Genomic DNA, 22273 nt, shown 5'->3' with positions numbered 1-22273 from the left:
ATTGACCACTACAACTAGTTGTCTTCCGCAAGGATGTCCCTGGGCGGGTGGCCTGCGCAACTCAATTACTTTCGCTGTGGGCGAAGACACGTTGGTTGTCACACGCAAGCATGTAAAGCGGTGTGTCATCACCCGATCACGTTGCGTTCAAGGGCTTCCTGGGCGCGTTAGCGTTGCCCCATGGAAGAGCCTGGCACCGCATTGCTTTCCGACCTGCGCGCCGCTCTCGGCGCCGAAGCCGTCCTCACCGACCCCGACGTGACCGCCGCCTATGCCAGAGACGAGATGCCGCTCGCGCCCTCGGGAAAGCCGCTGGCCGTCGTGCTGCCAGCCGACGTCGCGGGAGTGCGGGCCGTCGTGCGGTGCTGCTCGGCCGCGGGAGTGCCCATCGTGCCGCGCGGCGCGGGAAGCGGGATCAGCGGCGGAGCCAACGCGATCGAGGGCTGCGTCGTTCTGGTCACCACGAAACTCGACCGGATCGTCGAAATCGACGCCGACAACAGGCTGGCCGTCGTCGAGCCTGGCGTCGTCAACCTCAAGCTGAGAGAAGCGGTCGCCGAACACGGCCTCTTCTACGCCCCCGACCCTTCGAGCTTCGACTGGTGCACGATCGGCGGAAACCTCGCCACCAACGCGGGCGGGCTGTGCTGCGTGAAGTACGGGGTGACCGCCGATTCAGTGCTGGGGCTCGACGTCGTACTCGCCGACGGCTCGCTGCTCACGACGGGACGGCGCACCGTCAAGGGAGTCGCGGGCTACGACCTCACCAAGCTGTTCGTCGGCAGTGAGGGAACGCTGGGAGTGATCACCCGCGCGACGCTGGCGTTGCGCCCGCTTCCGCACGCGCCGGGAACTCTCGTCGCCGCGTTCGGTTCCTCGCGCGACGCGGGAGCCGCGGTCAGCGGCGTCGTGAGGGCGGGACTTGTCCCCTCGCTCATGGAGATCATGGACGCGACCACGATCGACGCCGTGCAGCGCCACCTCAACACCGATCTCGGCGCTGGAACCGAAGGCGGCACGCTGTTGCTGTGTCAGTCCGATGTCGGAGGCGAAGCGGCGACGGCCGAACTCGCCGCCATCGCGAAGGTCTGCGAAGCGGCAGGCGCCGAACTGGTTCACGCCACCGACGACTTCGCGGAGGGTGAGCTGCTGATGAAGGCGCGGCGCTCGGTGCACTACGCGATCTCGGCCTACGGGGCGACGATGACCGACGACGTCTGCGTGCCACGCACTCGCATCGCCGAGTTGATCGAGGGCTGCGAGCGGATCAGCGCCGAAGCGGGACTGAAAATCGCGGTGTGCGGGCACGCGGGCGACGGAAACATGCACCCGACCGTTGTTTACGACGCCGCCGTCGAATCCGAATTCGGAAGGGCAAAACGGGCATTCGACGCCATACTGGAGCTCGGACTTTCGCTCGGCGGCACGATTACCGGTGAACACGGCGTCGGCAAGTTCAAACAGGAATGGCTCGAACGCGAACTGGGTCCCATCGGGCTCGACGTGCATCGCAGGCTCAAGAAAGCACTCGACCCCGGAAATCTATTCAATCCGGGGTCGATGTTCTCGCTCGATTGAGCGCGAGATCAGTGCTCCTGCTTGGCCGCCGCCTTCTTTCCCCTGCGGCTCTTGAGGTATTCGAAAAGGATCGGCAGTACGGAAACCAGCACGATCAGGATGAAGATCGCGTCGACGTTCTCCTTGATGAAGGCGATGTTGCCGAGCAGAGCGCCGAGCACGATGAGCCCGGTGGCCCACAGGATCCCGCCGATGATCGTGTACGTGAAGTACTTCTTCGGCTCCATCCTGCCGATACCGGCGATCCAGGTGATGAACGTGCGCACGAACGGAACGAACCTGGCGAGCACGACGGCCTTCGGTCCGTGTTTTTCGAGGAAGGCATGGGTCTTGTCGACGTACTCCTGCTTGAAGAAGCGGGAATCCGGCCTGTTGAACAGCTTCGGGCCGACCTTCCAGCCGATGCCGTAGCCGAGCGCGTTGCCAACGATCGCCGCGACGGTTGCCAGTACGCACACCAGCCACAGTGGTGCTTCGAGACTTCCGTTCGCCACGAAAAGACCGGCGGTGAACAGTAATGAATCACCGGGAAGCACGGGAAAGATGCAGCTTTCGACAAAAAGGATCAGGCACAGCACCGCAATGACGGCTGGACCAAGGCCGGAGAGCAGATGCTCCGGATTGAGCCAATCCGGCATGATCGACATTTCGGCTGGTGTCTGCGCAAGCATCACGATGCTCAAGGTACAGGGTCGAACTGTGCGCCCTCAGCGACCTCACACCAATGTCAAAAGCCCGACGACGGCTCCAGCGGCAAGGCCGAGTAGCACTGTCAGCAAGACAATCCAGCGCAAAGCGAGTGGTTCGTCGCGCGTTTCCGCCTTGCCGTCTTTATCCGATTGGGTGGTAATTGCCCGCGGTTGTTCGGCCGCCAATGCGTCGAGTGCCGCGCGTTCCCTTTCGAGCGAACCCTCACCCGCGCCGGACAGCAGACCGTAACCACCAGGTGTCTCGACAACGGGTGGCAGGCTCGGCGCGGCCTGCGGTTCCCACCGGGTCGCCGCCTTCTGCTGCGGTGGCGCATGCCTCGCCTGCGCCCGCAGTGCCTCGGCGAGCAGCCGCTCCGGATCGTCGCTCATTGCTTCCCAGAGTAGTCGTCCCGCAGTAGCGGTCCGAACTGTCCGGTGAGCCAATCACCGAGTGCCCTGCTCATCGAGTCCGCGAGAAACGCCGATACCGCTGCCTGCGCGAGCGGTCGCAGCCTGCCGACCTTGTCGGTCAGCCCCGGCACCTCGCTGTCGTCGAGGCGGCCGTGCCGTCCGTTGCCGCCGGGTGAAGGAAGTACGTGGCTGTCGACCATGTCGACGAAAACGGCGGCCAGCTGGTCGGTCTGGTGTTTCGCCTGCTCGGCGATACCCAGGACGGCCTCGACGGGAATCCCGGCCGCGATGAGCTGTCGACCGGTGTGCAGTAGCCGGGGACTGAGCACGAGCACGTGATCGCCGTCGATACGGAAGACGCCGATCCTTGCCAGCCGGTCGAGGGTCTCCGCATTCACCTGCGCGCCGAACTCCGCGGCGAGGTCGGCGAGTGGGATGCGCTCGGGTGCCTCGTCCGTCCACGGCTCGGTGAGCACGCGTTCGAGGCCGAGGAGGTGTTCGAGATCGCGGCCCGTCTGCCAGGTGGTGATCATTTCCCTGATCTGCGCGAAGGAGTACTGGCGCTTGAGCAGGCCAAGGATGAGTCGCAGTCTGGCGAGATGTGCCTCCGTGTACACGGCGACCCTTCCCCTGCGCAAAGGAGGGGGAAGCAGGTCCCTGTCCTGGTAGACCCGCACGTTTCCGACCGTCGTGCCCGCGGTGCGGGCGAGCTCGTCGACGCGGTACTCCGCCACCCAGCAGAGTCTAGTGGTCGCGGCGAGTTACCCATTCCCCGCGCCGCAATACCCCGGTTGGGCAAAGATCATCACCGAGAAGTACGAGGTCCGCGAACAAACCAGGACCCAGAGAACCGGTCCTGCCCTCGATGCCGAGCAGTTCGGCCGGATGAGTGGATGTCGCGTGAACGGCGGCCTCGATGCTCAGCCCCGCACCCGCGACGAGATTGCGGAACGCGGCATCCATGGTCAGCGTGCTGCCGGCGAGGGTGCCGGCGCCCGCGAGCGTCGCGACCCCGTCGTCGACGTCGACTTCCAGCTTGCCGAGTGTGTAGGTGCCGTCGGCGGCGTCCGTGGCCGACATCGCGTCGGTGATGAGCACGGTTCGCCCCTTGCCGGCATGTTTCGCGGCAAGTCTGAGCACCGTCGGGTGCACGTGGACGAGGTCGCAGATCAGCTCGACGGTGACCCGCTCGTCGTCGAGCAGCACGCCGATGGGCCCTGGCTCGCGATGATGCAGCGGTCGCATGCCGTTGAACAGGTGGGTCGCCATGGTGGCACCAGCGTCGATGGCAGGCCGGATCTGTGCCTCGACGCCGTCGGTGTGCCCGATGGCCGCGATTACACCCGCCTCCGCGAACTGGCGGACGGCCTTGATGCCACCCGCGAGTTCCGGGGCGAGGGTGACCATCGAGACCCGGCCCTTGCCGGCTTCGAGCAGGAGATCGACGGTGCCGCTGTCCGGTTCCCTGAGCGCAGCGGGGTCGTGAGCACCGCAGCGGGCATTCGCGATGAAAGGACCTTCGAGGTGAATCCCGGCGAGTTCGCCGTCGGCGACGAGTTCGGCAAGCGTGTTCAGTTGCCCGGTCAGTACGGGTAGCGGATTCGAGACGAGGCTGGCCAGCATGGTCGTCGTGCCGTGACGGCGATGGGTCGCGATGGCGGTCGCGGCCTCGTCGCCGTCGAACGTCGAGAACGATCCGCCGCCACCGCCATGGCAGTGCAGGTCGATGAATCCTGGTACGACCAGCGCGCCATCGAGGTCGATGTGCTCGCCGGGCGGCGGGGTCCCCGTGCCGAGTGCCGTGATCAGCTCGCCGGAGACCGCGAGCCAGCCGTCGTCGAGCACGCCCTGCGGGGAGGCCACCCTGCCACCCGTGAGCACGAAGTCGTTGGCGCGGTTCACGAACACATCATATTGGTCCAGACCAGAATGTTGGCAACTCACGGAATCCGGGATCCGGCGGCCATTCAGTTTCTGCCGTCGTGCATCGCTCTCTGCAAGGCTTCGAGTGCGCGACTGGCGGTCGATTTGACCGTGCCCTTTGAAATACCGGCGGCTTCGGAGATCTCCGCTTCGGAGAGCCCGCCGTAGTAGCGGAGTACCAGCACCTCGCGTTGCCGTGGCGGCAGCTTCGACAGCGCGTTGACGACGGCCTGATGTTCGGTCGACAACATCGCGAGGCTTTCAGCCGAGCGCGCGTTCACGGCGTGTGGCGGCACGTACTCGCGGGCGGTCTTCCTGCGACGAAGCACGCTGCGCGAACCGTTGACGACAGCGGTGCGAAGGTAGCCGACCGCGGCTTGGGCGTCCCTCAGCCTTCCCCAGTTGCGGTGCAGGCCGGTGAATGCCTCCTGCACGACGTCCTCGGCTGTCGCCGGTTCGTCCACCAGCAGAATGGCCAGTCTCACCAGCCGCATGCGGTGTTGCCGGTAAAGATCCTCAAGTGTGAGCGGCCCAGCCTGCTGAGGTGGCTTGGCCGGCGCGTCCAGCGTGCGTAGATGGCTCAGCGTCTGTTCGACGCTGCTCGCGGAGTTGCGCTGCCGCATGGGCTCGGCGCTGCCCTGCATCAAAACCTGCCCATCGTTGACGGCGTCCTTCGAGCCCCCCAGGACTCACGCGCACACAGCGTATCCCCTCCGCTGGGCATTACCCAGGGCTCTTGCCCCGGTACTGGCGACCGATACGGTGCGCCGAGGAGACACACCGCGCTCGGCTTGGAGGACGCATGGCCTGGTTCGTCGTCGAAACCCGGTACGTACAAGAAAAGTTCGGTGAGGTGCGGCCACGGCATCGCGAGTACCTCACCGCACTCGCCGAGCAGGGCGTCGTTGCCGTCGCCGGACCGCTGGACAACGATATCGGTGGGCTCACGCTCTACCAGGCGCAGGACAGGGAAGAACTGCAACGGCTGCTCGACGCCGACCCGTACCACCTCGAAGGCGCGCTCGCGGAACGTACCGTGCGCGAGTTCAAGCCGGTGGTCGGCGCCTGGGTGCCAGGAACATGACGAAACGGCCGGCGTGCCAGTGAACTGGAACACGCCGACCGTCGAACATGGCGAGCATCGTCACTCGGCGTGCACGATGACCCCGCGCACGTTCTTGCCGTCCCTCAGGTCCTGGTAGCCCTCGTTGACCTGGTCAAGGGTGTACTTCGTGGTGACGAGCTCATCGAGCTTGAGCTTGCCCGCGTCGTAGAGCCGCAGCAGTTTGACGATGTCGTACTGCGGGTTCGCCGAGCCGAACAGCGTTCCCTTGATCGTCTTCTCGAACAGGGTCAGCACCCCGCCCGAGACGTGCACCGTCAGCTTTTCCGGGTTCGCCAGTCCGGTGACGACCACCGTTCCGCCCTTGCCTACGACGTTGAACGCGTCGGTGACCACCTGCTCGTCGACGGTGCCGACGGTGATCAGCGCCTGGTCGGCCATCTGGCCCCACGTCAGTTCGGCGACCTGCTGGGCTGCTTCGTCGGCCGTGGCGAACGCGTGGGTCGCGCCGAGCTTCATCGCGGCCTCCCGCTTGAACTCGATCGGATCGACCACCACGACGTTCTTGGCTCCGGCGTGCGCCGCGCCCTGCACGGCGTTGATGCCGATGCCGCCGATTCCGTAAACCACGGTGGTGTCACCCGCGCGCACCCCGCCCGAGTAGTTGGCCGTCGCCCATCCGGTCGGAACCCCGCAACCGACCAGCACCGCCGTCTCCAGCGGCAGCCATTCGTCGACCTTCACCACGGAGTGCTCCGAGATCGTCGAACGCTCCGAGAAGGTGCCGAGCATGCACATCGCGCCGAAATCGGTCCCTGAGGAATGGAATCGGAACGTTCCGTCAGGCATGTGGCCGTCGAGGATCGTCGCTCCCATGTCGCACAGGTTCGACCTGCCCGTCGCGCAGTAACGGCACCGGCCGCAGTTTGGAATGAAGCTGCACACGACGTGGTCGCCGGGCGCGACCTTGGTGACGCCCGGGCCGACCTCCTCGATGATGCCCGCGCCCTCGTGGCCGCCGATGATGGGGAAACGCGGCGCGAGGTCGCCGTCGATGAGGTGCAGATCGGAGTGGCACAGCCCTGCCGCCGTGTACTTGATCAGTACCTCGCCGGGGCCAGGGCCGTCCAGGTCGAGTTCGAGAATCTCAAAAGGCTTGCCCGCATCGAAAAGTACTGCCGCCTTGGTCTTCACGGCTCCTCCTCACGTGCACCATTGCTACGTCGGTTGAACCGATTGTCGGCCGGGGACGCCGACGGCGGCTGTGCAAATCCTGCACACCGGGACCGCCGTCAGTGGGCGATCCGCAGCGCCCTCATCCGGTTGTAAAGGGTCGACCGGCTGATCCCCAGTTGCCTCGCCGCGTGCACCTTGTTGCCGCCGACCGCGCTCAGCGCCTTGGTGATCGCGTCGTGCTCGGCCTGCTCCCATCCGCTCAGGTGAGGTGCCGCCGCGCTGACCCGGCAGCTCGGAGCGAGATCGCGGGCCGTGATGTCGCCGACCGAGCGGCGGCTGACCGCCTCGGCCAGCACCGATTCGAGCTCCCGCAGGTTGCCCTGCCACGGCTGAGCGGCGAGCAGTTCGAGAGCACCCGCCGTCAGCCGCAGCGAGCTGCCGTGGCCCCGCAGCAGAGTGCGGGCCAGCTCGGGGATGTCCTTGCGGCGCTCACGCAACGGCGGCAGCTCGACCCTGCGGTGCATCCGGGACGCGAGCGCCGCGTGTTCGCCGTGCAGTTCGGCGAACGGGCCGCTGGTGAGCGCGACCCACGCGGGTGAGTTGTCCAGCAGCCGGGACACCCTCGCGGCCAGCACGGAAGGCAACAGGTGAATGCCCGCGATGGCGACGAGTCCCTGCTGCTTGACGGTGAGCTCGCTGAGTCGTTCGCACCACGTGGCCTCGCCGAGCGTCGGTACGTCCGAGGCGGCCAGCGTTGCCACCGATGCCTGCCCGGCGAGCACCTCGGTCGCTGCCGTGCGGCCGGTGCCCGGTTCGCCGCAGATGAGGACCCGCCTGCGGGCGGGGGTACTCCGGCGCAGCCGGTCGGCCACGCCCGCGGGAAGCACTCCGTCGATCGCCCGGCGCCGGAACTCCGTCGAGTTTCGCGGCCTCACCGGTGCCAATTCGAACAGCATGCCCGCGTTGACCGAAACGGCTTCCATGCGGACCTCGACCTCGGTGCCCGACGTCAGGCGCAGTCGGCGCACACCTCGCATCGTGCTGCTGACGTCGCGCAACAGAGGGTGATCGCAGGGGTCGACGAGGTCGACGGCCGCGCTGTTGGCGAGTACGACGTCCTCGCCGAGCGCCAGTACGGCGGTCGAACGGTGCTGAGCGGCCTGGAACGCGGCGAGCAGTCGTTGCTGGGCCTGGTTGGAGCCGTCGACGAGGCGCTGTTCGATGTCGGCGACCGCGTGCACGAGGAAGGGCGCGAGCAGCGGATTGGTGGCGTCGACGGGGCCGGTGATGTCGAGGACGCCTTCGAGCCGTCGCGTGGCGGGGTGGACGATCGGGTGCCCGTAGCAGGTGAACCGCTTCAATGCGTCGAGGTAGTGCTCCTCGCCGTGAACGGCGACGCCGCGACGGGTCTCGAAGGGGGTGGCCAGCGAGTTCGTGCCGCTGGTTTCCTCGGTGAAGAGGGAACCGGGTACGGCGCTGACACTGTCGAGCACCCGCTCGGCGGACGTGCTGCCAAAACGGCGGGCGACGATCCGGCAATCGCGATCGGCGAGCACGAGGCAGAGTCCGGTGCCTTCGAGGTGCCTCGCGGTCTCGTCGAGAACGGGTGTCGCGGCGCGCAGCAGCCTGCTTCGCGGGTCGACGTCGCGTACCGCGAGGCGGTCGGCTGGGCTGGTCGGTTTCAAGCCGCTGAGTTCGGCTCGCCGCCAGGACTGTGCGATCTCGGGACGTAGCTTCACAGCGCACTCCTCATTGAGTGATCTACGTCATCATGGCAGCCGAGTAGGTCGGGTTGAACCCCTCGATCGCGAGTCCCCCGCCCAGCCCGTCGAGATCCGCGCTCACGTCGCCGAGTTCCGCGTTCGGGCTACCGAGATCCGCGCTCGGGCCGGTGAGATGCGCGTTCGCGGGTCCGGGGACCGTTCCTGCCGTGCCTGTCTCGAACTCGCGGTCGCGTCGAGCGGCGTGCTCGGGGAAATTCGCTTTCTTATCGAAGGGCCTTCGGCGGACCTAACTGTGAGAGTGCCGGGCCGGTAAGGGAGGTCCGGTCGGGACGTTCACGGTCTCGGAGGGAGTCCCATTGGCCGAACGAACGCGGCCCTCGACGTCGACGGATCAACCGAGGTCACCACGGCAGGGTGTCGCACTCGCGATTCTCTTGACCTGCCAGCTCATGCTCATCGTCGACCTGACGGTCATGAATGTCGCGTTGCCGCACATCGAGCGCGAACTCGGGTTCTCACCCACGGGACTGGCCTGGGTCATCAACGCTTACACGCTGCCCTTCGGTGGGTTTCTCCTGCTCGGTGGCAGGGCGGGCGACTGGTTCGGACAGCGAAGAGTCTTCCTGCTCGGCGTCGTCGCCTTCACCCTGTCGTCGCTGCTGGGTGGGCTGGCCGATTCGGCCGAAATGCTGATAGCCGCGAGGGCGCTCCAGGGGGTCGGTGCCGCGGCCGCCGGTCCCAACACACTCGCGCTTGTCGCTGGTGTGTTCGTGGAACCGCGCTCGAAGGCTCGGGCGCTCGGACTTTCCGCCGTGGTCGCGAGTGGAGGGTTCGGGCTGGGGCTCGTCATGGGAGGTCTGCTCACCGAGTGGTTCTCCTGGCGCGCGGTGCTGTTCATCAACGTCCCGATCGGCGTGCTGATCGCGGTGTCGGTCCGGCGTTTCGTCGGTGAATCCCTCCGTCGCCCCAATCGTCTCGACGTGGCCGGCGCCCTCACCGCCGTGGGAGGGGCCGGGGCGGTCGTCTACGGGTTCATCAGGGTGGCTGAGCAGGGATGGGGCGTGGTTGACGGCATCGGCTGTATCGTCGCCGGACTCCTGCTCATGGTGGTTTTCGTGTTCGTAGAAGCCAGGATCCGGATGCCCCTGATGCCACTGTGGCTGTTCGGCGAGCGCAATCGGGCAGGGGCGTTCCTGAATTTCTTCCTCGGACCGATGATCACGATCTCGACGTTCTTCTTCCTGACCCAGTTCATGCAGACCGTTCTCGATTACAGCGCGCTGATGACCGGACTCGCGTTCCTGCCCATGGCCTGCTCGATCTTCGTCATGGCCCGGTTGATGCCGATGCTGCTCGAACGATGGGGTCCGAAGCCGCTGGTGCTTGTCGGTGCGGTACTGCTGGTGGCCGGGCTGCTCTGGCTCATAGGGCTCTCCTCCGGCGACACCTACTTCACGGGGCTGTTCGGCCCGTTGGTGTTGGTCGGCCTCGGCGGCGGCGTCGGATTTTCCCCGCTTGTCGTCGTGATCATGACCACGGTCGGGCAGGAGGACGCCGGGGTCGCGGGCGGTGTTCTTCAGACGATGCAGCAGCTCGGTGCGGCGGTTGGGCTCGCTCTGCTGGTCACCATCGCCACCATGATGGGAGGTGCCAGAGGCGGGCTCGGGCACGCCGCCTTCATCAAGGGCATGTCGAGCGCGTTCGTCGCCGCCGCCGTTCTGGCCGCCATGACGTTCGCCGTGGGATTGACCTTCCGCGGGCGAGCTGGGTGAGTGGGCAGACCCGGCGGCTACTTCGTCGCGGCTCGTCCTCCGTGGCCGGTGAGCGCGGCCTCGCGGGCGCCCCTCGTCTCGATGTCCCGCAGTGCCGCCCTGTCGGCCGAGGGCACCCTGCTTCGCGCGCCGATTTCCACGATCGGCGGCAGGAAGGCCCTGATCAGTTTCAACGCACCGACCCAGCGCGGTACGTGGATGGTCCTCGCCCTTCGCCGCACTCCGGCTTCGAGGCAATCGAGCGCGACGTCGAGTGGATACGTCTTGCCGATGAGTCCGGGCATGCCCGCGCGAAGCTTGCCGAAGACGGGATGCGCGTCGGCGCTCTCGACGAGGTCGGTCTTGATCCACGTCGGGTGCGCGACGCCGACCTTGACGCCGAGGTGGGCTACTTCGGCGCGCAGGCTGTTGCAGAACGCCTCCACCCCCGCTTTCGCCGCGGCGTAGTTGGCCATGCCCGGCGCGTGAGTGATGGCGGCGAGCGAGGAGATCGCCAGCAGGTAGCCCTTGCGTTCGACGACGTGCGGCATGGCGACGCGGAAGGTTCGCCACACGCCGAGCAGGTCGACCTCGATCACCTTTTCGAAGGCCGCGGGGTCGACGGAACGAACGAATCCGGTGGTGGCTATGCCCGCGTTGGCGATGACGATGTCGATGCCGCCGAAGTGTTCGACGACGCCCTCGGTCGCTCTTTCCAGATCGCTCCAGCTCGTGACGTCGGCTTCCCACGAGTGCGCCGCGTTTCCGATCCGCTCGGCGACCTTGCGCTGTTCGGCCGCCTCGATGCCGACGAGCGCGACCTTGGCGCCTGCCGCGGCGAGTCGTTCCGCCAGCCCGGCTCCAATGCCGCGAGCGGCTCCGGTGATGAGTACGACCTTGCCTTTGACTTTGCCGCCGGTCAGGAACGCCATTGGTGCCTCCTCGGTCTGCCTTGAGCAGACCGTACCGCAACTTACTCCCAGTAGGCTACTGGTTGGTAGGTACTTCTCGCGTTGTCCAAACAGGACAGCCGGGAATGCGGGGAAGGGGTGACTTTGTTGGCACAGCCATGGCTGTGAATCTCGGGAAGATCGGAATCTGGCGGGGCGCCCCAGGGCTCAACCCCGACCTCGCCGTCGAAGTGGAGAAGCTCGGTTACGGAGCCATCTGGATCGGCGGGTCACCGGGTGCCGAGCTGAGACTCGCCGAGGATCTGCTCGACGCGACTAGCACGATCGCGGTCGCCACCGGAATCGTCAACATGTGGAACAGCGACGCCGCGACGGTGGGCGCCTCGTACAAGCGCATCGCGGCGCGGCATCCGGGCCGGTTCCTGCTGGGCGTCGGCATCGGACACCCCGAGGCGACCCAGATCTACCAGAAGCCCTACGAGAAGATCGTGTCCTATCTCGACGAGCTCGACGAGGCGGGTGTTCCGGTCGAGGAAATGGCACTCGCCGCGCTCGGGCCCAAGGTGTTGCGGCTTGCCGCCGAGCGGACCGCCGGTGCGCACCCTTACCTCACGACGCCGGAGCACACTCGCCAGGCAAGGGACATCCTCGGCGACGGCGTCCTGCTGGCGCCTGAGCAGAAGGTGGTGTTCGACACCGATCCCGAGCGGGCGCGCGCGGTGGCGAGGCCGGCCATCGAGAATCCGTATCTGCATCTCGTCAACTATGTGAACAACCTCAAGCGGTTGGGCTGGAAGGACGAGGACATCGCCGACGGCGGTAGTGATCAGCTCATCGACGCGCTCGGCATCCACGGCGACGCGAAGACCGTCGCCGAGGGAGTGACCGCCCACCTCGACGCCGGTGCCGATCACGTGTGCGTCCAGGTGCTCAGCGCGGGCGACGACCCGTTGCCCGGATACCGGCAGCTCGCGGACATTCTTCTCTGACCAGCGGCGAACGTCACCTCGGCATTCGGCGCACGCGGTCCGATGTGCGCCGAATGCGGCAAAGGTGGCGTTCGCTGCACGGCAGGGCGTCGTCGTGGACCGGCCTCGTAGGATGCGGGGCAAGTAGCGCCCCGAGCCTGCGGCACGAGCAGGACACCGCTGAGGAGGACAACGATGCCCATCGCCACCCCCGAGGTCTACGCTGAAATGCTGGACAGGGCCAAGGCGAACGAGTTCGCGTATCCCGCCATCAACGTGACCTCGTCGGAGACCCTGAACGCCGCGTTGAGGGGCTTCGCGGAAGCCGAGAGCGACGGGATCATCCAGTTCTCGACGGGTGGTGCCGAGTTCGCGTCGGGGCAGAAGGTCAAGGACATGGTCACCGGTGCGGCGGCGCTCGCGGAGTTCGCGCACGTCGTCGCCGCGAAGTACCCGATCAACGTCGCGCTGCACACCGACCACTGCCCCAAGGACAAGCTCGACGGCTTCGTCAGGCCGCTGCTGGAGATTTCGCAGGAGCGCGTCGACAGGGGTGAGAACCCGCTCTTCCAGTCCCACATGTGGGACGGCTCGGCCATCGACCTCGACGAGAACCTGTCGATCGCGACCGAGCTGCTGGCGAAGTCCGCGGCGGCCAAGATCATCCTTGAGGTCGAGATCGGCGTCGTCGGCGGCGAGGAAGACGGTGTCGCCAACGAGATCAACGAAAAGCTCTACACGGCCGAGGGCGACTTCGTGAAGACCATCGACGCGCTCGGCGCGGGTGAGAAGGGCCGGTACCTGCTCGCCGCGACGTTCGGCAACGTGCACGGCGCCTACAAGCCGGGCGCTGTGCAGTTGCGTCCGGACGTGCTCAAGCGCGGTCAGCAGGTCGCATCGGAGAAGCTCGGCCTCGCCGAGGGATCGAAGCCGTTCGAACTCGTCTTCCACGGCGGCTCCGGATCGCTGCTTGAGGAGATCCACGAGGCGCTGTCCTACGGCGTCGTGAAGATGAACGTCGACACCGACACCCAGTACGCGTTCACCCGGCCTATCGCCGATCACATGTTCAAGAACTACGACGGCGTGCTCAAGATCGACGGTGAGGTCGGCAACAAGAAGACCTACGACCCGCGCAGCTACCTCAAGGCGGCCGAGGGTGCCATGGCAACTCGCGTCGTCGAGGCGGCCGAGAACCTCAAGTCGGCGGGCAAGAAGCTCTGACGTACCTCCGTGCCGGCACCGCGGCTTCGAGCGGTGCCGGCACGGCAAAAGCCGAGTCCTTGATGGCCTGAATGGGCTGTGCGAAGTGGAGGCGGGAATCGAAGATGATGCCGAAGCGACTCGTCGCCGCCGTTCTCGTGGCAGCACTGGTACTAGGCGGCAGCAGCGTGCTGATTGCTCTCATCCTGTGAGGGCAGGCGAGGGCGAGTGCTGCACAATGGCGGCATGACTCACGGCAACCTCCTCGAACCGGAAGCCACCAAACTGCCAGAGCGGCCGGAGCCACAGGCAGCGCTCGACGCGGGTACGGATCCGGCAGAGGTCGCTGCCGAACACCCCGACTTCAGCGCCACGTGGGCCGCGCTCGGCGAGCGTGCGCTCGGCGAGGACGAGGTCGTCGCGGCCTACGCCTACGCCCGCACCGGTTACCACAGGGGCCTTGATCAGCTCCGGCGTGCGGGCTGGAAGGGCTTCGGTCCCGTCCCGTGGGCGCACGGGCCCAACCAGGGCTTCCTGAGGTCGCTCGCCGTTCTCGCGAAGGCCGCGGGCCGGATCGGCGAGACCGAGGAATACGAACGCTGCAAGCAGTTCATCATCGACTCCGACCCCGCCGCGGCCCAAGCCACCGGCCTGGCCTAACAGGACAGCGAGTTCCGCGCTCAGGACAGCGAAATCTGCGTCTGGGTATCCGAGATCCGCATTCGTGGCTTTCGGAGTCTGGTCCTGCTCAGACGAGTCGTACGGTCGCGAAGCCGAGCCTGACAACCTGGGTTGGCGGGCGAGCGTGGGCACGCGCGGCATTCGTCAGCGGACGCGCGTGCCGGTGCGAGACGGATACTCGTCGTCGGAGGCACTCTGTTGCCGACGCGGGCGGCCGACCATGTTGTCCGCCGTCGCCAAACCCAGGGGCCGGTGCGGATCTCGCGTGCCTGGGCGCGGATCTCGGCGTCCCGAGTGCGGGACTCGCGGGCTCAGCAGGTTTCGAGCATCTCGGTGAGCGCGACTTTTTCGGCATCGTTGACGGTCAGCTCCCACTTGTGCTTGACGCTGATCCACATGCTCGCGTAGGTGCACCAGTAGGACTCGGCAGGCGGTTTCCACGCCTCCGGTGACTGGTCGCCCTTCTCTTGGTTGACGTTGTCGGTGACGGCGATGAGCTGCGCGTCGGTGAGGTCGTTGGCGAACTGCTCGCGCTGCGCGGTGGTCCATTCGTCGGCGCCGGTCCGGTAGGCGTTGGCGAGTGGCACGACGTGGTCGATGTCGACGTCGGACGGTTCGGTCCAGGTTTCGTCGTCGTAGGGGCTGTGCCAGCTACCTGACGTCGGGTAGCAGTCGGTTCCCGTTTCCACCCCGGTTCCGTCGCGCTTGAGCACGGCTTCCCTGGTGTTGCAGTTGTCGCCCTGGTCGCTCCAGTGCGGGAAGAGGTCCCTGTCGTAGCCGTCCATCGAGCCGTCGGGAGCGACGGCGAGTTCGGCGAGCTGGGCCTGCGCGGTGGTCTCGTCGGGGATGTTCGGCGGTTCGGCCGAGGCGACGTTGGTCACTCCCGCGGTGAGCAGCAGGGCCGAGCCGATGGCGGTCAGAGCATGACGGAACGTGCGTTGGCTGGTCACGACGTCGCCTCTCTCCGGAGTTGGGAACTTTCCGACTGTGACGGAGAAAGGTGACGCGATCAACACTTTCGCGTTAACGGGAGGGCAGAACCAGACGTAAGTCGTGGGTGTGCCGGTACCAGGTCCAGCGCTGCATCGGTCGCGGGTAGGCGACGCCGTCGGACAACGGCGACAGCGGCGTGCCGCCGAACTGGAACGCTCTGCCCCTGAACGTTTCCTTGCGGCGGAACAGCGTCCCCCTGGTGATGGTCACCACGAGTCCTTCGGTGTCGGGCCGGACCACGACGGAGGAGGCTTCTCCCCTGAACGCGACCGAATCGTCGCAATAGGCGACACCACGTGGTTGTTCGAGTACTCCGCGTCCAAGCAACACGCCGCCGGCGTCGTCTCTCACGAGCGGCACCGACCCTGCCGATCCGGTCAGCGCGAGGTCCATCGCCGCCGCGGGATCAGCGGGGAGCTTCCAGATCGCGGCGACCGTCGATCGTCCGCCCACCGGGACGTAGCCGACCCGCGTCGTGCCGAGTTTGTCCTTGCGCAGCAAGCGAAGTACGACGGCGGCGAGGTCGGCGTCCGTTCCGGCGACGACCAGTTCCGCGGTGAGCAACGGGTCGACCTCTGCCTTGCCCGGCCTGCTCGGCAAGGCGTGTAATCGCACGCCTTCGGGAACCACTAGCGACTCGGCCGCCTCTCCGCAAGCCAGCACCACTCCGCGCACGTAACACTCCTCGGTTAGGCTCATGCACCGGCATTTCTCAGCGCCAAATCAGTGCCAATTAGTCCTGCCGTCGAATACCAGGAGTGTCACATGCCGGCCATCGTGCTCATCGGAGCCCAGTGGGGAGACGAAGGCAAGGGCAAGGCCACCGACCTGCTCGGCGACCGTGTCCAGTGGGTTGTTCGCTACCAGGGCGGCAACAACGCGGGGCACACCGTCGTCCTGCCCGACGGTCAGGACTTCGCCCTCCACCTCATCCCGTCCGGCATCCTCACGCCGGGGGTGACGAACGTGATCGGCAACGGTGTCGTCGTCGACCCCGGCGTGCTGCTCGACGAGCTGGCCGGTATCGAGGAGCGGGGTGTCGACACCGAGCGCCTGCTGATCTCGGCCGACGCGCACTTGATCATGCCCTACCACGTGGAGATCGATAAGGTCACCGAGCGCTACCTCGGCGCGAAGCGGATCGGCACGACCGGTCGTGGCATCGGGCCCTGCTACCAGGACAAGGTCGCGCGCGTCGGGGTCAGGGTCCAGGACCTGCTCGACGAGAAGATCCTGCGGCAGAAGGTCGAGGCCGCGCTGGAGTTCAAGAATCAGGTGCTCGTCAAGGTCTACAACCGCAAGGCGCTCGACCCCGACGAGGTCACCGACACCGTGCTTGAGCAAGGCGAGCGGTTCGCACATCGCATCGCCGACACCAGGCTGCTGCTCAACAAGGCCCTTGAGGCGGGAGAGACCGTCCTGCTCGAAGGCTCGCAGGGCACGCTGCTCGACGTCGATCACGGCACCTACCCGTTCGTGACGTCGTCCAACCCGACCTCGGGTGGAGCGAGCGTCGGTTCCGGCATCGGCCCTGGCCGCATCACCACGGTGCTCGGCATCCTCAAGGCGTACACCACGAGGGTCGGTTCCGGCCCCTTCCCCACCGAACTGCACGATGAGGCAGGCGAGAACCTTCGCAAGGCCGGTGGCGAGTTCGGGGTCACGACGGGCCGTTCGCGGCGCACCGGCTGGTTCGACGCGGTCATCGGCCGCTACGCGGTGCGGGTCAACGGCATCACCGATTACTTCCTCACGAAGCTCGACGTGCTTTCCGGGCTTGAGCGGGTCCCGGTGTGTGTCGGCTACGAGGTCGACGGTTTCCGCACGGACGACATGCCGATGACGCAGACCGACGTTCACCACGCCGTCCCGGTCTACGAGGAGTTGCCGGGCTGGTGGGAGGACATCAGCCAGTGCCGCACGTTCGAGGAACTGCCTGCCAACGCACGGGCTTACGTCGAGCGGCTTGAGGAACTCGTCGGCGCCAGGGTTTCCGCCATCGGCGTCGGTCCCGGCAGGGAGCAGACGATCGTTCGCCACGAGTTCGTGTAGCGATCCGACTGGTCCTTTGTGGAGGGTTGGTTCAGCGGGCCGAGGCGTACTCGGCTTCGGTGGTCAGCGACCGTGCGCGTTGGTCGAGTGCCGTCAGTGCCGCCGCGACGGCGGGTGTGCTCCTGCCGCCTCGGCGGCATCGCCGCGACGCTCACGCTCCTGACCATCACGGCATGGACCCCGCACGCATCCGCGTTCGCCGTCTACCAGCTCAGCAGAAACCGGCTCCCACCACGAGCGGCCGTCATGTTGTTGGCGTGGCGGGTGTACGTGGTCAAGAGTTCGCCACGTGAGTGGGCGTTTTCCTGCGGGGCAGGCTGTCTATGCGTCGCCCTGCGGGAATGGAAGTCTTCACACGTCTTACCCGCGAAGGAGCGCCACACCGTGGCTGAGTGGTTGACGAGCCCGCAATCGATCCAGGTTTCTCGAGAGAGAATCCTGCACGATGCGACGATCGAGTGGCATCTGACGGAGGACTACGGTTGGGCGGTGTCGATCGTGTGTCCGGCGTTCGGCACGGCCCTGGCAGAAGCAGATGACGCGTTCGAGGCCCTTTGTCTCGTGCGCGAGCAACTGGAGCCTTATGGGTGGCGGATCGGGGTCGCTGGAGCGCAGGTAGACGTGTGGCCGAGCGGCATGGCCCGGGACCAGGGCGGCGGCCAGGTCGCCTACCGGTTCGGAACTCCGGATACCGTGGAGGTGTTCGAACCGGTGAGTCCTGCCACGGTCACGACGGTGGCGGTACAGAAAGCGGCAGCGGACGTCAACTACGGTGGGAACATGCGCGGGAAACCGAAGATCTGAACGCGCAGCGCACGTCCGATGGCGGGCCTCACCATGAGGGAAGTCCTCCTACCGCGGCGGAGCCATATCTTCCATCGGATGGGTCGAGCAGGGTGACCCTGATCGACGATGTTCGACCGTACCCGGATCAGACCCAGTCGATAGCGAACTCTTCATGCAGCCGAGTCCGGCTCGACTCCACCCTTGAGGAACTTACCAACGAGTTCGTGGCGATAGCGGTTCGCAAGGGACTTTTCGAGCTGAGGCTCGACTTGCTCCGGATCGGCTCCGTGTGTCTTCAAGAGTTCAAAGATGCGAGTGAGGTCATCGACCAGTTCAGGAGTGAGGGGTTTTCCGTCGGACAGTTCGGGCTTCTCGTCATTGCGCCTGGGCAGCACGTCGTGCGCCGCAAGCACCGCTCGTCCGAGCGGAGTCGCTCCCAAAGAATCCACAGCCGTAGCGTCAGCGCCCGCCTCGATGAGCGCGACGAGCATCTCGAACGCTTCATCGCTCTTCGCGGTCTCAGCGATCAGCCACACCTGCTCCGATGCCGCATTGAATGTCCGACGTGACCAGCGCGAGCGCATCACCGCCGCCACCGCGGCGTCATGAAAAACAGACCTCGACCACCCAGTCGGCGACTTCACGTCGACGAAGCGGGGGTCGCTCCCCTTCTCCAGCAGAAACCTCGCGATGCCAAACCGACCTGTGCGGATCGCCACCTGTAGCGCAGACTGGCCGACATACTTCTTCGGCGACCCCGAGGCGACGGCATCGACAAGTGACGGATTGTTCTCGATCCGCGATCGGACGCTCGCCTCATCGCCCTTGACAATGTCTTGGAAGACCGCCTGCATAGGTTCTCCACCCCAGTCGTCGCTCTGGCGCGGCCGAACAGAAATCGATCCGGCAACGTGCCACTGTTCTCAGTCTAGGAGGTCTACCGCGCGAAGCGCTGAAGGGCGAACAATCGCAAGCCCGGGAAAAAGTGGTGCGATGACGGTGAGCCCGAAGACCTTGCGGCGACGAGCAGGTCGAAGCGGTGGGCCGTCTCGGTGTCGCGCGGCGCGGGGTACCGCTCCGGTGAGCCGGATCGTGCGGCCGTTCGGTTCCAGCAACGCGACTCCCAGGTCCTTGCCGAGTTGCTTGACCTTGAGTGCACTCCAGGTGCCACTCTGGATCGGTGACCTCCTACACCCCCGCCGAGGCGGCCGAGAAGTCCGGCTTCAGCATCGACACGCTGAGGTACTACGAGAAGATCGGTCTGCTCTCCCCCGTCGCACGGACGGCGGGAGGGCGAAGGCGTTACTCCGATGACGACGTGGGACTGCTTCACCTGCTTCGCTGCCTTCGCGACACCGACATGCCCATCGTCGACATGCACCGGTTCGTGACGCTGCTTCGCGGCGGTGAGGAGCATGCGGCGGAACGGCTCGCCGTGCTCCGCGATCACGAGGTCAGGGTCGAGCGGCGGATCGGGGAGCTGAGGCAGCACCAGCAATTGATCCGGTACAAGATCGACTGGTATTCGAACGAGATGCCTTCGTGTTCGGCGGCCGTGACGATGGCCGATTGATTCCACAGTGGACAAAATAAAGTCCACTGTGGAATCTCGAACCGCTACCGGTTCCCTGCCACCTCGACCGCGATGTCGGGCTGATCGGCGAACAGTCCGTCGATTCCGGTTGCTATGAACAACTCGTACGCGGTGAGGATGTCGCCCCACGCGGCGGGATCATCGGAGGAGCGCAAGTCGGCCGGGAGGAAGTTGTTCTCGGCGCAAAAAGTCCACGGGTGCACTTCGAGACCTGCCGCGTGCGCGTCATCGACGATCGCCGTCGGCTGCGTGAGCCTGCCATCGGCATCCCTGGGAATCACCCTGTCAAGCGCCGGGCCGAGCCCTTCGGCATAGCGCGCGATTTCGGCGAGACCATCCGGCGTGACGAGGTCGTCGTAGGTGCGCGGATCGCCGCCGGCGACGAAGTCGTATGGCGCGCCGGAGGCGTTGACGAGTTGCACGAGCGGAACCCGCAGCTTCCCCCTCAGCTCCTTGAGGTTGCCCACCTCGAAGGACTGGACGTAGACACTCGCGCCACGCTTGTTGAGCCCGTTGCGTTTCAACGTGTCGACGAATGCGGGTTCGAGCGGCAATCCCTGTCGCTTGAAGTAGGTCGGGTGCTTGGTCTCCGGGTAGATCCCGATGTCGCGGCGTAGCTCGCGGGACAGTTCGCGGGAGAGGTCGATCACCTCCTGGAAGGTGGGGATCTCGAACCTGCCGTCGTAGACGGTGTTGTGCGGGCGCAGCTCGGGGATGCGTTCTTTCGCTCTGAGCGTCTTCAGCTCGGCCAGCGTGAAGTCCTCGGCGAACCAGCCGGTGACCGGTGTCCCGTCGAGGTCCTTCGTGGTCTTGCGGTCGGCGAACTCGGGATGGTCAGCGACGTCGGTCGTCCCGCCGATCTCCGGTTCGTGCCTCGCGACGAGCACGCCGTCCTTGGTGGTCACCAGGTCGGGCTCGATGAAGTCGGCGCCCATCCTCGCGGCGAGTTCGTACGCGGCGAGAGTGTGCTCCGGCCGGTAGCCCGACGCGCCCCTGTGCGCGACGATCACGAAATCGTCGGAAGGCTTGCCTGCCCGTGCCTCGGGCGAGGTCGCGTCGGCCCTCGGCTCGGCGTGACCGGAAACGCTCGTCGTGCCGAGGACGGCCAGCGTGCACATGGCGAGGATCGTCCATCGCTTACGGCTCATTTCTGCCTCTCTCGCTGGGGTTGGTGGGGCCACCCGGTCACGTTCGCTCGCCGTCGCGACCACGTGGTGATGCGCGAACGGCGCGAAGGGGACATGCCGGTGAACGGACGGCGACCGTTCCCGATTACCCTCAACACCCGTGCGCGTCCTGGTTATCGGCTCCGGAGCCCGTGAGCACGCCCTCGTCCTCGCCGCTTCACACGATCCGGCGGTGACGGCGCTTGCCTGTGCCCCCGGCAACGCGGGGACGGCTGCCCTCTCCGAGACTCTTGGTGCCGACCTCACCGATCCGGCCGCCATCGCGGCAGTCGCCGAGCAGTGGTCGGCCGACCTGGTCGTCATCGGCCCCGAGGTGCCGCTTGTCGCCGGTGCGGCCGACGCCGTCCGCAAGACAGGCATCGCGTGCTTCGGCCCCTCGGCTTCGGCGGCCCGGATCGAGGGCTCCAAGTCGTTCGCCAAGGACGTGATGGCCGCGGCGAAGGTGCCGACGGCTCGCAGCGAGGTCGTCGACAACCCGGCGCACCTCGATGCGACCCTCGCGCGGTTCGGTCCCACCTGGGTGGTCAAGGACGACGGGCTTGCCGCGGGCAAGGGCGTCGTCGTCACCAGCGACATCGACAAGGCCCGCAAGCACGCGCTCATGCTGCTCGACGGTGGCCACCCCGTGCTCTTCGAATCGTTTCTCGAAGGGCCGGAAGCCTCGCTGTTCTGCTTTGTCGACGGCAGGACGGTCGTCCCGCTGTTGCCCGCACAGGACTTCAAGCGGGTCGGCGACGGTGACGCTGGGCCCAACACGGGCGGTATGGGCGCGTACGCGCCGCTGCCGTGGGCGCCCGCCGACCTGGTCGACGACGTCGTCGCCACCATCGTGCAACCCGTCGTCGACGAACTCGTGGCGAGGGACGCGGCCTTCTCGGGACTGCTGTACGCGGGGCTCGCGCTGACCGCGGACGGTCCGCAGGTGATCGAGTTCAACTGCCGGTTCGGCGACCCGGAGACCCAGGCCGTGCTCGCGCTGCTGCGCACGCCCATCGTCACGTTGCTGAACGCGACGGCGCGGGGAACGCTCGCCGAGCAGCCGCCGCTGGAATGGGCGGAAGGAGCTGCCGTCACCGTCGTCATGGCCGCGGAAGGATATCCCGGAGTTCCCCGTACTGGCGATGTCATCACGGGCAGTGAGGCCGAAGGTGTCCTGCACGCGGGAACCCGGCGGCGGGACGACGGCGCCGTGGTCTCCAACGGCGGCAGGGTGCTTTCCGTCGTCGGCACGGGCGACGACCTCGAAGCCGCGCGCGAAGAGGCTTACGAGCGCGTCGGCAAGGTTCGCCTGCTCGGCGCGCACTACCGCACCGACATCGCCGCGCTGGCCGCTCGCGGCGCCGTCGCGGTTCCCAGCGAATAGGCGCCGAATAGCAGGCGTTCCCGACCGTCCCACGGATCGGCGCAGGTACCGCCGCGCTGTGCCGCGCCAGGAACCACTGGGCGTACTGGTACGTCGAACGGGGGACACACATCGGGTTGAGGGGCAACGAATCCGATGCGGCCATCAGCAGAGCGCGGGAGCTCATGAAGACCGAAATAGACGGTGGCTTTTCGACGGCGCTCTCACCTGAGGCACTGCC

General features: G+C 66.4%; 22 protein-coding genes. 10 read left to right on the top strand and 12 right to left on the bottom strand.

All coding sequences use genetic code 11. The features are described 5' to 3' along the window. Window positions 1-180: 180 nt before the first annotated feature. Window positions 181-1578 carry an FAD-binding oxidoreductase gene (locus BAY61_RS30980; RefSeq protein ID WP_091805924.1) on the top strand — a complete coding sequence of 466 codons (1398 nt, stop codon included), beginning with the start codon at window positions 181-183 and terminating at the stop codon, window positions 1576-1578. A gap of 8 nt (window positions 1579-1586) precedes the next feature. Here BAY61_RS30980 and BAY61_RS30975 read toward each other — a convergent pair whose 3' ends face one another. From BAY61_RS30975 to BAY61_RS30955, 5 genes are all read right to left on the bottom strand, one after another. After that, window positions 1587-2249, bottom strand: a complete 663-nt coding sequence (locus tag BAY61_RS30975; protein WP_091805922.1) for a DedA family protein — start codon at window positions 2247-2249, stop codon at window positions 1587-1589. Window positions 2250-2294: 45 nt separating this feature from the next. Next, a complete protein-coding gene (locus BAY61_RS30970) occupies window positions 2295-2657 on the bottom strand; it encodes a hypothetical protein (protein ID WP_091805919.1) in 363 nt (120 codons plus the stop codon). Next, window positions 2654-3412 (bottom strand): MerR family transcriptional regulator, encoded by a 759-nt coding sequence (locus BAY61_RS30965; RefSeq protein ID WP_091805916.1) that lies wholly within the window; start codon window positions 3410-3412, stop codon window positions 2654-2656. Before BAY61_RS30965 ends, BAY61_RS30970 begins: the two co-directional genes overlap by 4 nt. 10 nt (window positions 3413-3422) lie before the next feature. Next, window positions 3423-4580: an N-acetylglucosamine-6-phosphate deacetylase gene (nagA, locus tag BAY61_RS30960; RefSeq protein WP_245865591.1), complete on the bottom strand. Its 1158-nt coding sequence runs from the start codon at window positions 4578-4580 to the stop codon at window positions 3423-3425. A gap of 65 nt (window positions 4581-4645) precedes the next feature. After that, window positions 4646-5245, bottom strand: coding sequence for a SigE family RNA polymerase sigma factor (locus BAY61_RS30955; RefSeq protein ID WP_091805914.1), 600 nt, complete (start codon window positions 5243-5245; stop codon window positions 4646-4648). Between the two features lie 158 nt (window positions 5246-5403). Here BAY61_RS30955 and BAY61_RS30950 point away from each other — a divergent pair, with 158 nt between their 5' ends. Continuing rightward, window positions 5404-5685, top strand: coding sequence for a YciI family protein (locus BAY61_RS30950; RefSeq protein WP_091805911.1), 282 nt, complete (start codon window positions 5404-5406; stop codon window positions 5683-5685). A 60-nt stretch (window positions 5686-5745) separates the two neighbouring features. On the opposite strand, the gene BAY61_RS30945 is transcribed toward BAY61_RS30950, so the two are convergent. Together BAY61_RS30945 and BAY61_RS30940 are read right to left on the bottom strand one after the other, a co-directional pair. Continuing rightward, the gene (locus tag BAY61_RS30945) at window positions 5746-6858 is read right to left on the bottom strand and encodes an NDMA-dependent alcohol dehydrogenase (protein WP_091805909.1); all 1113 of its coding nucleotides are present in this window, start codon (window positions 6856-6858) and stop codon (window positions 5746-5748) included. Between the two features lie 98 nt (window positions 6859-6956). Then, window positions 6957-8579, bottom strand: a complete 1623-nt coding sequence (locus tag BAY61_RS30940; RefSeq protein ID WP_091805906.1) for a sigma-54-dependent Fis family transcriptional regulator — start codon at window positions 8577-8579, stop codon at window positions 6957-6959. A gap of 341 nt (window positions 8580-8920) precedes the next feature. On the opposite strand from BAY61_RS30940, the gene BAY61_RS30935 reads away from it, so the two are divergent. After that, window positions 8921-10336: an MFS transporter gene (locus BAY61_RS30935; protein ID WP_245865589.1), complete on the top strand. Its 1416-nt coding sequence runs from the start codon at window positions 8921-8923 to the stop codon at window positions 10334-10336. A 17-nt stretch (window positions 10337-10353) separates the two neighbouring features. On the opposite strand, the gene BAY61_RS30930 is transcribed toward BAY61_RS30935, so the two are convergent. Next, window positions 10354-11247, bottom strand: a complete 894-nt coding sequence (locus tag BAY61_RS30930; RefSeq protein ID WP_091805903.1) for an SDR family oxidoreductase — start codon at window positions 11245-11247, stop codon at window positions 10354-10356. Window positions 11248-11384: 137 nt separating this feature from the next. Between BAY61_RS30930 and BAY61_RS30925 the strand changes: the two genes are divergently transcribed. The 3 genes from BAY61_RS30925 (at window position 11385) to BAY61_RS30915 (ending at window position 14057) form a co-directional block, all read left to right on the top strand. Then, entirely contained in the window at window positions 11385-12215 is an 831-nt protein-coding gene (locus tag BAY61_RS30925) for an LLM class F420-dependent oxidoreductase (RefSeq protein WP_091805900.1), read from the top strand. Window positions 12216-12389: 174 nt separating this feature from the next. Then, a complete protein-coding gene (gene fbaA / locus BAY61_RS30920) occupies window positions 12390-13418 on the top strand; it encodes a class II fructose-bisphosphate aldolase (RefSeq protein ID WP_091805897.1) in 1029 nt (342 codons plus the stop codon). Between the two features lie 225 nt (window positions 13419-13643). Continuing rightward, a complete protein-coding gene (locus BAY61_RS30915; RefSeq protein WP_091806570.1) occupies window positions 13644-14057 on the top strand; it encodes a DUF3151 domain-containing protein in 414 nt (137 codons plus the stop codon). Window positions 14058-14389: 332 nt separating this feature from the next. On the opposite strand, the gene BAY61_RS30910 is transcribed toward BAY61_RS30915, so the two are convergent. Next, window positions 14390-14977 carry an HNH endonuclease family protein gene (locus BAY61_RS30910; protein WP_420848815.1) on the bottom strand — a complete coding sequence of 196 codons (588 nt, stop codon included), beginning with the start codon at window positions 14975-14977 and terminating at the stop codon, window positions 14390-14392. Between the two features lie 124 nt (window positions 14978-15101). Continuing rightward, the gene (locus BAY61_RS30905) at window positions 15102-15746 is read right to left on the bottom strand and encodes a hypothetical protein (protein ID WP_091805894.1); all 645 of its coding nucleotides are present in this window, start codon (window positions 15744-15746) and stop codon (window positions 15102-15104) included. Between the two features lie 90 nt (window positions 15747-15836). Here BAY61_RS30905 and BAY61_RS30900 point away from each other — a divergent pair, with 90 nt between their 5' ends. Together BAY61_RS30900 and BAY61_RS30895 are read left to right on the top strand one after the other, a co-directional pair. Beyond that, on the top strand, window positions 15837-17123 hold the full coding sequence (locus BAY61_RS30900) for an adenylosuccinate synthase (protein WP_091805891.1): 1287 nt from the start codon (window positions 15837-15839) through the stop codon (window positions 17121-17123). A gap of 384 nt (window positions 17124-17507) precedes the next feature. Beyond that, window positions 17508-17927: a hypothetical protein gene (locus BAY61_RS30895; protein ID WP_211323500.1), complete on the top strand. Its 420-nt coding sequence runs from the start codon at window positions 17508-17510 to the stop codon at window positions 17925-17927. A 152-nt stretch (window positions 17928-18079) separates the two neighbouring features. Here BAY61_RS30895 and BAY61_RS30890 read toward each other — a convergent pair whose 3' ends face one another. Further along, a complete protein-coding gene (locus BAY61_RS30890) occupies window positions 18080-18763 on the bottom strand; it encodes an ankyrin repeat domain-containing protein (protein WP_091805888.1) in 684 nt (227 codons plus the stop codon). Between the two features lie 326 nt (window positions 18764-19089). On the opposite strand from BAY61_RS30890, the gene BAY61_RS30885 reads away from it, so the two are divergent. Then, window positions 19090-19482: a MerR family transcriptional regulator gene (locus BAY61_RS30885; protein ID WP_091805885.1), complete on the top strand. Its 393-nt coding sequence runs from the start codon at window positions 19090-19092 to the stop codon at window positions 19480-19482. Between the two features lie 44 nt (window positions 19483-19526). Here the strand turns inward: BAY61_RS30885 and BAY61_RS30880 are convergent, their stop codons facing one another. Then, the gene (locus tag BAY61_RS30880; RefSeq protein ID WP_091805882.1) at window positions 19527-20651 is read right to left on the bottom strand and encodes a glycerophosphodiester phosphodiesterase; all 1125 of its coding nucleotides are present in this window, start codon (window positions 20649-20651) and stop codon (window positions 19527-19529) included. A gap of 139 nt (window positions 20652-20790) precedes the next feature. Here BAY61_RS30880 and purD point away from each other — a divergent pair, with 139 nt between their 5' ends. Further along, the gene (gene purD, locus BAY61_RS30875; RefSeq protein WP_091805879.1) at window positions 20791-22053 is read left to right on the top strand and encodes a phosphoribosylamine--glycine ligase; all 1263 of its coding nucleotides are present in this window, start codon (window positions 20791-20793) and stop codon (window positions 22051-22053) included. The last annotated feature ends 220 nt before the right edge of the window (window positions 22054-22273 follow it).

The organism is Prauserella marina (assembly GCF_002240355.1).
Classification (GTDB): Bacteria; Actinomycetota; Actinomycetes; order Mycobacteriales; family Pseudonocardiaceae; genus Prauserella_A; species Prauserella_A marina.
Note: the sequence above shows the minus strand (reverse complement) of the source record. Positions and strands in the feature narration are given on the sequence as shown.

Coding starts and splice junctions, on each gene's coding strand:
- BAY61_RS30975 (WP_091805922.1), bottom strand. CDS start 2,249: ATGCTTGCGCAGACACCAGCCGAAATGTCGATCATGCCGGATTGGCTC.
- BAY61_RS30950 (WP_091805911.1), top strand. CDS start 5,404: ATGGCCTGGTTCGTCGTCGAAACCCGGTACGTACAAGAAAAGTTCGGT.
- BAY61_RS30915 (WP_091806570.1), top strand. CDS start 13,644: ATGACTCACGGCAACCTCCTCGAACCGGAAGCCACCAAACTGCCAGAG.
- BAY61_RS30980 (WP_091805924.1), top strand. CDS start 181: ATGGAAGAGCCTGGCACCGCATTGCTTTCCGACCTGCGCGCCGCTCTC.
- BAY61_RS30925 (WP_091805900.1), top strand. CDS start 11,385: ATGGCTGTGAATCTCGGGAAGATCGGAATCTGGCGGGGCGCCCCAGGG.
- BAY61_RS30880 (WP_091805882.1), bottom strand. CDS start 20,651: ATGAGCCGTAAGCGATGGACGATCCTCGCCATGTGCACGCTGGCCGTC.
- BAY61_RS30890 (WP_091805888.1), bottom strand. CDS start 18,763: ATGCAGGCGGTCTTCCAAGACATTGTCAAGGGCGATGAGGCGAGCGTC.
- BAY61_RS30970 (WP_091805919.1), bottom strand. CDS start 2,657: ATGAGCGACGATCCGGAGCGGCTGCTCGCCGAGGCACTGCGGGCGCAG.
- BAY61_RS30955 (WP_091805914.1), bottom strand. CDS start 5,245: ATGCAGGGCAGCGCCGAGCCCATGCGGCAGCGCAACTCCGCGAGCAGC.
- fbaA (WP_091805897.1), top strand. CDS start 12,390: ATGCCCATCGCCACCCCCGAGGTCTACGCTGAAATGCTGGACAGGGCC.
- BAY61_RS30930 (WP_091805903.1), bottom strand. CDS start 11,247: ATGGCGTTCCTGACCGGCGGCAAAGTCAAAGGCAAGGTCGTACTCATC.
- BAY61_RS30900 (WP_091805891.1), top strand. CDS start 15,837: ATGCCGGCCATCGTGCTCATCGGAGCCCAGTGGGGAGACGAAGGCAAG.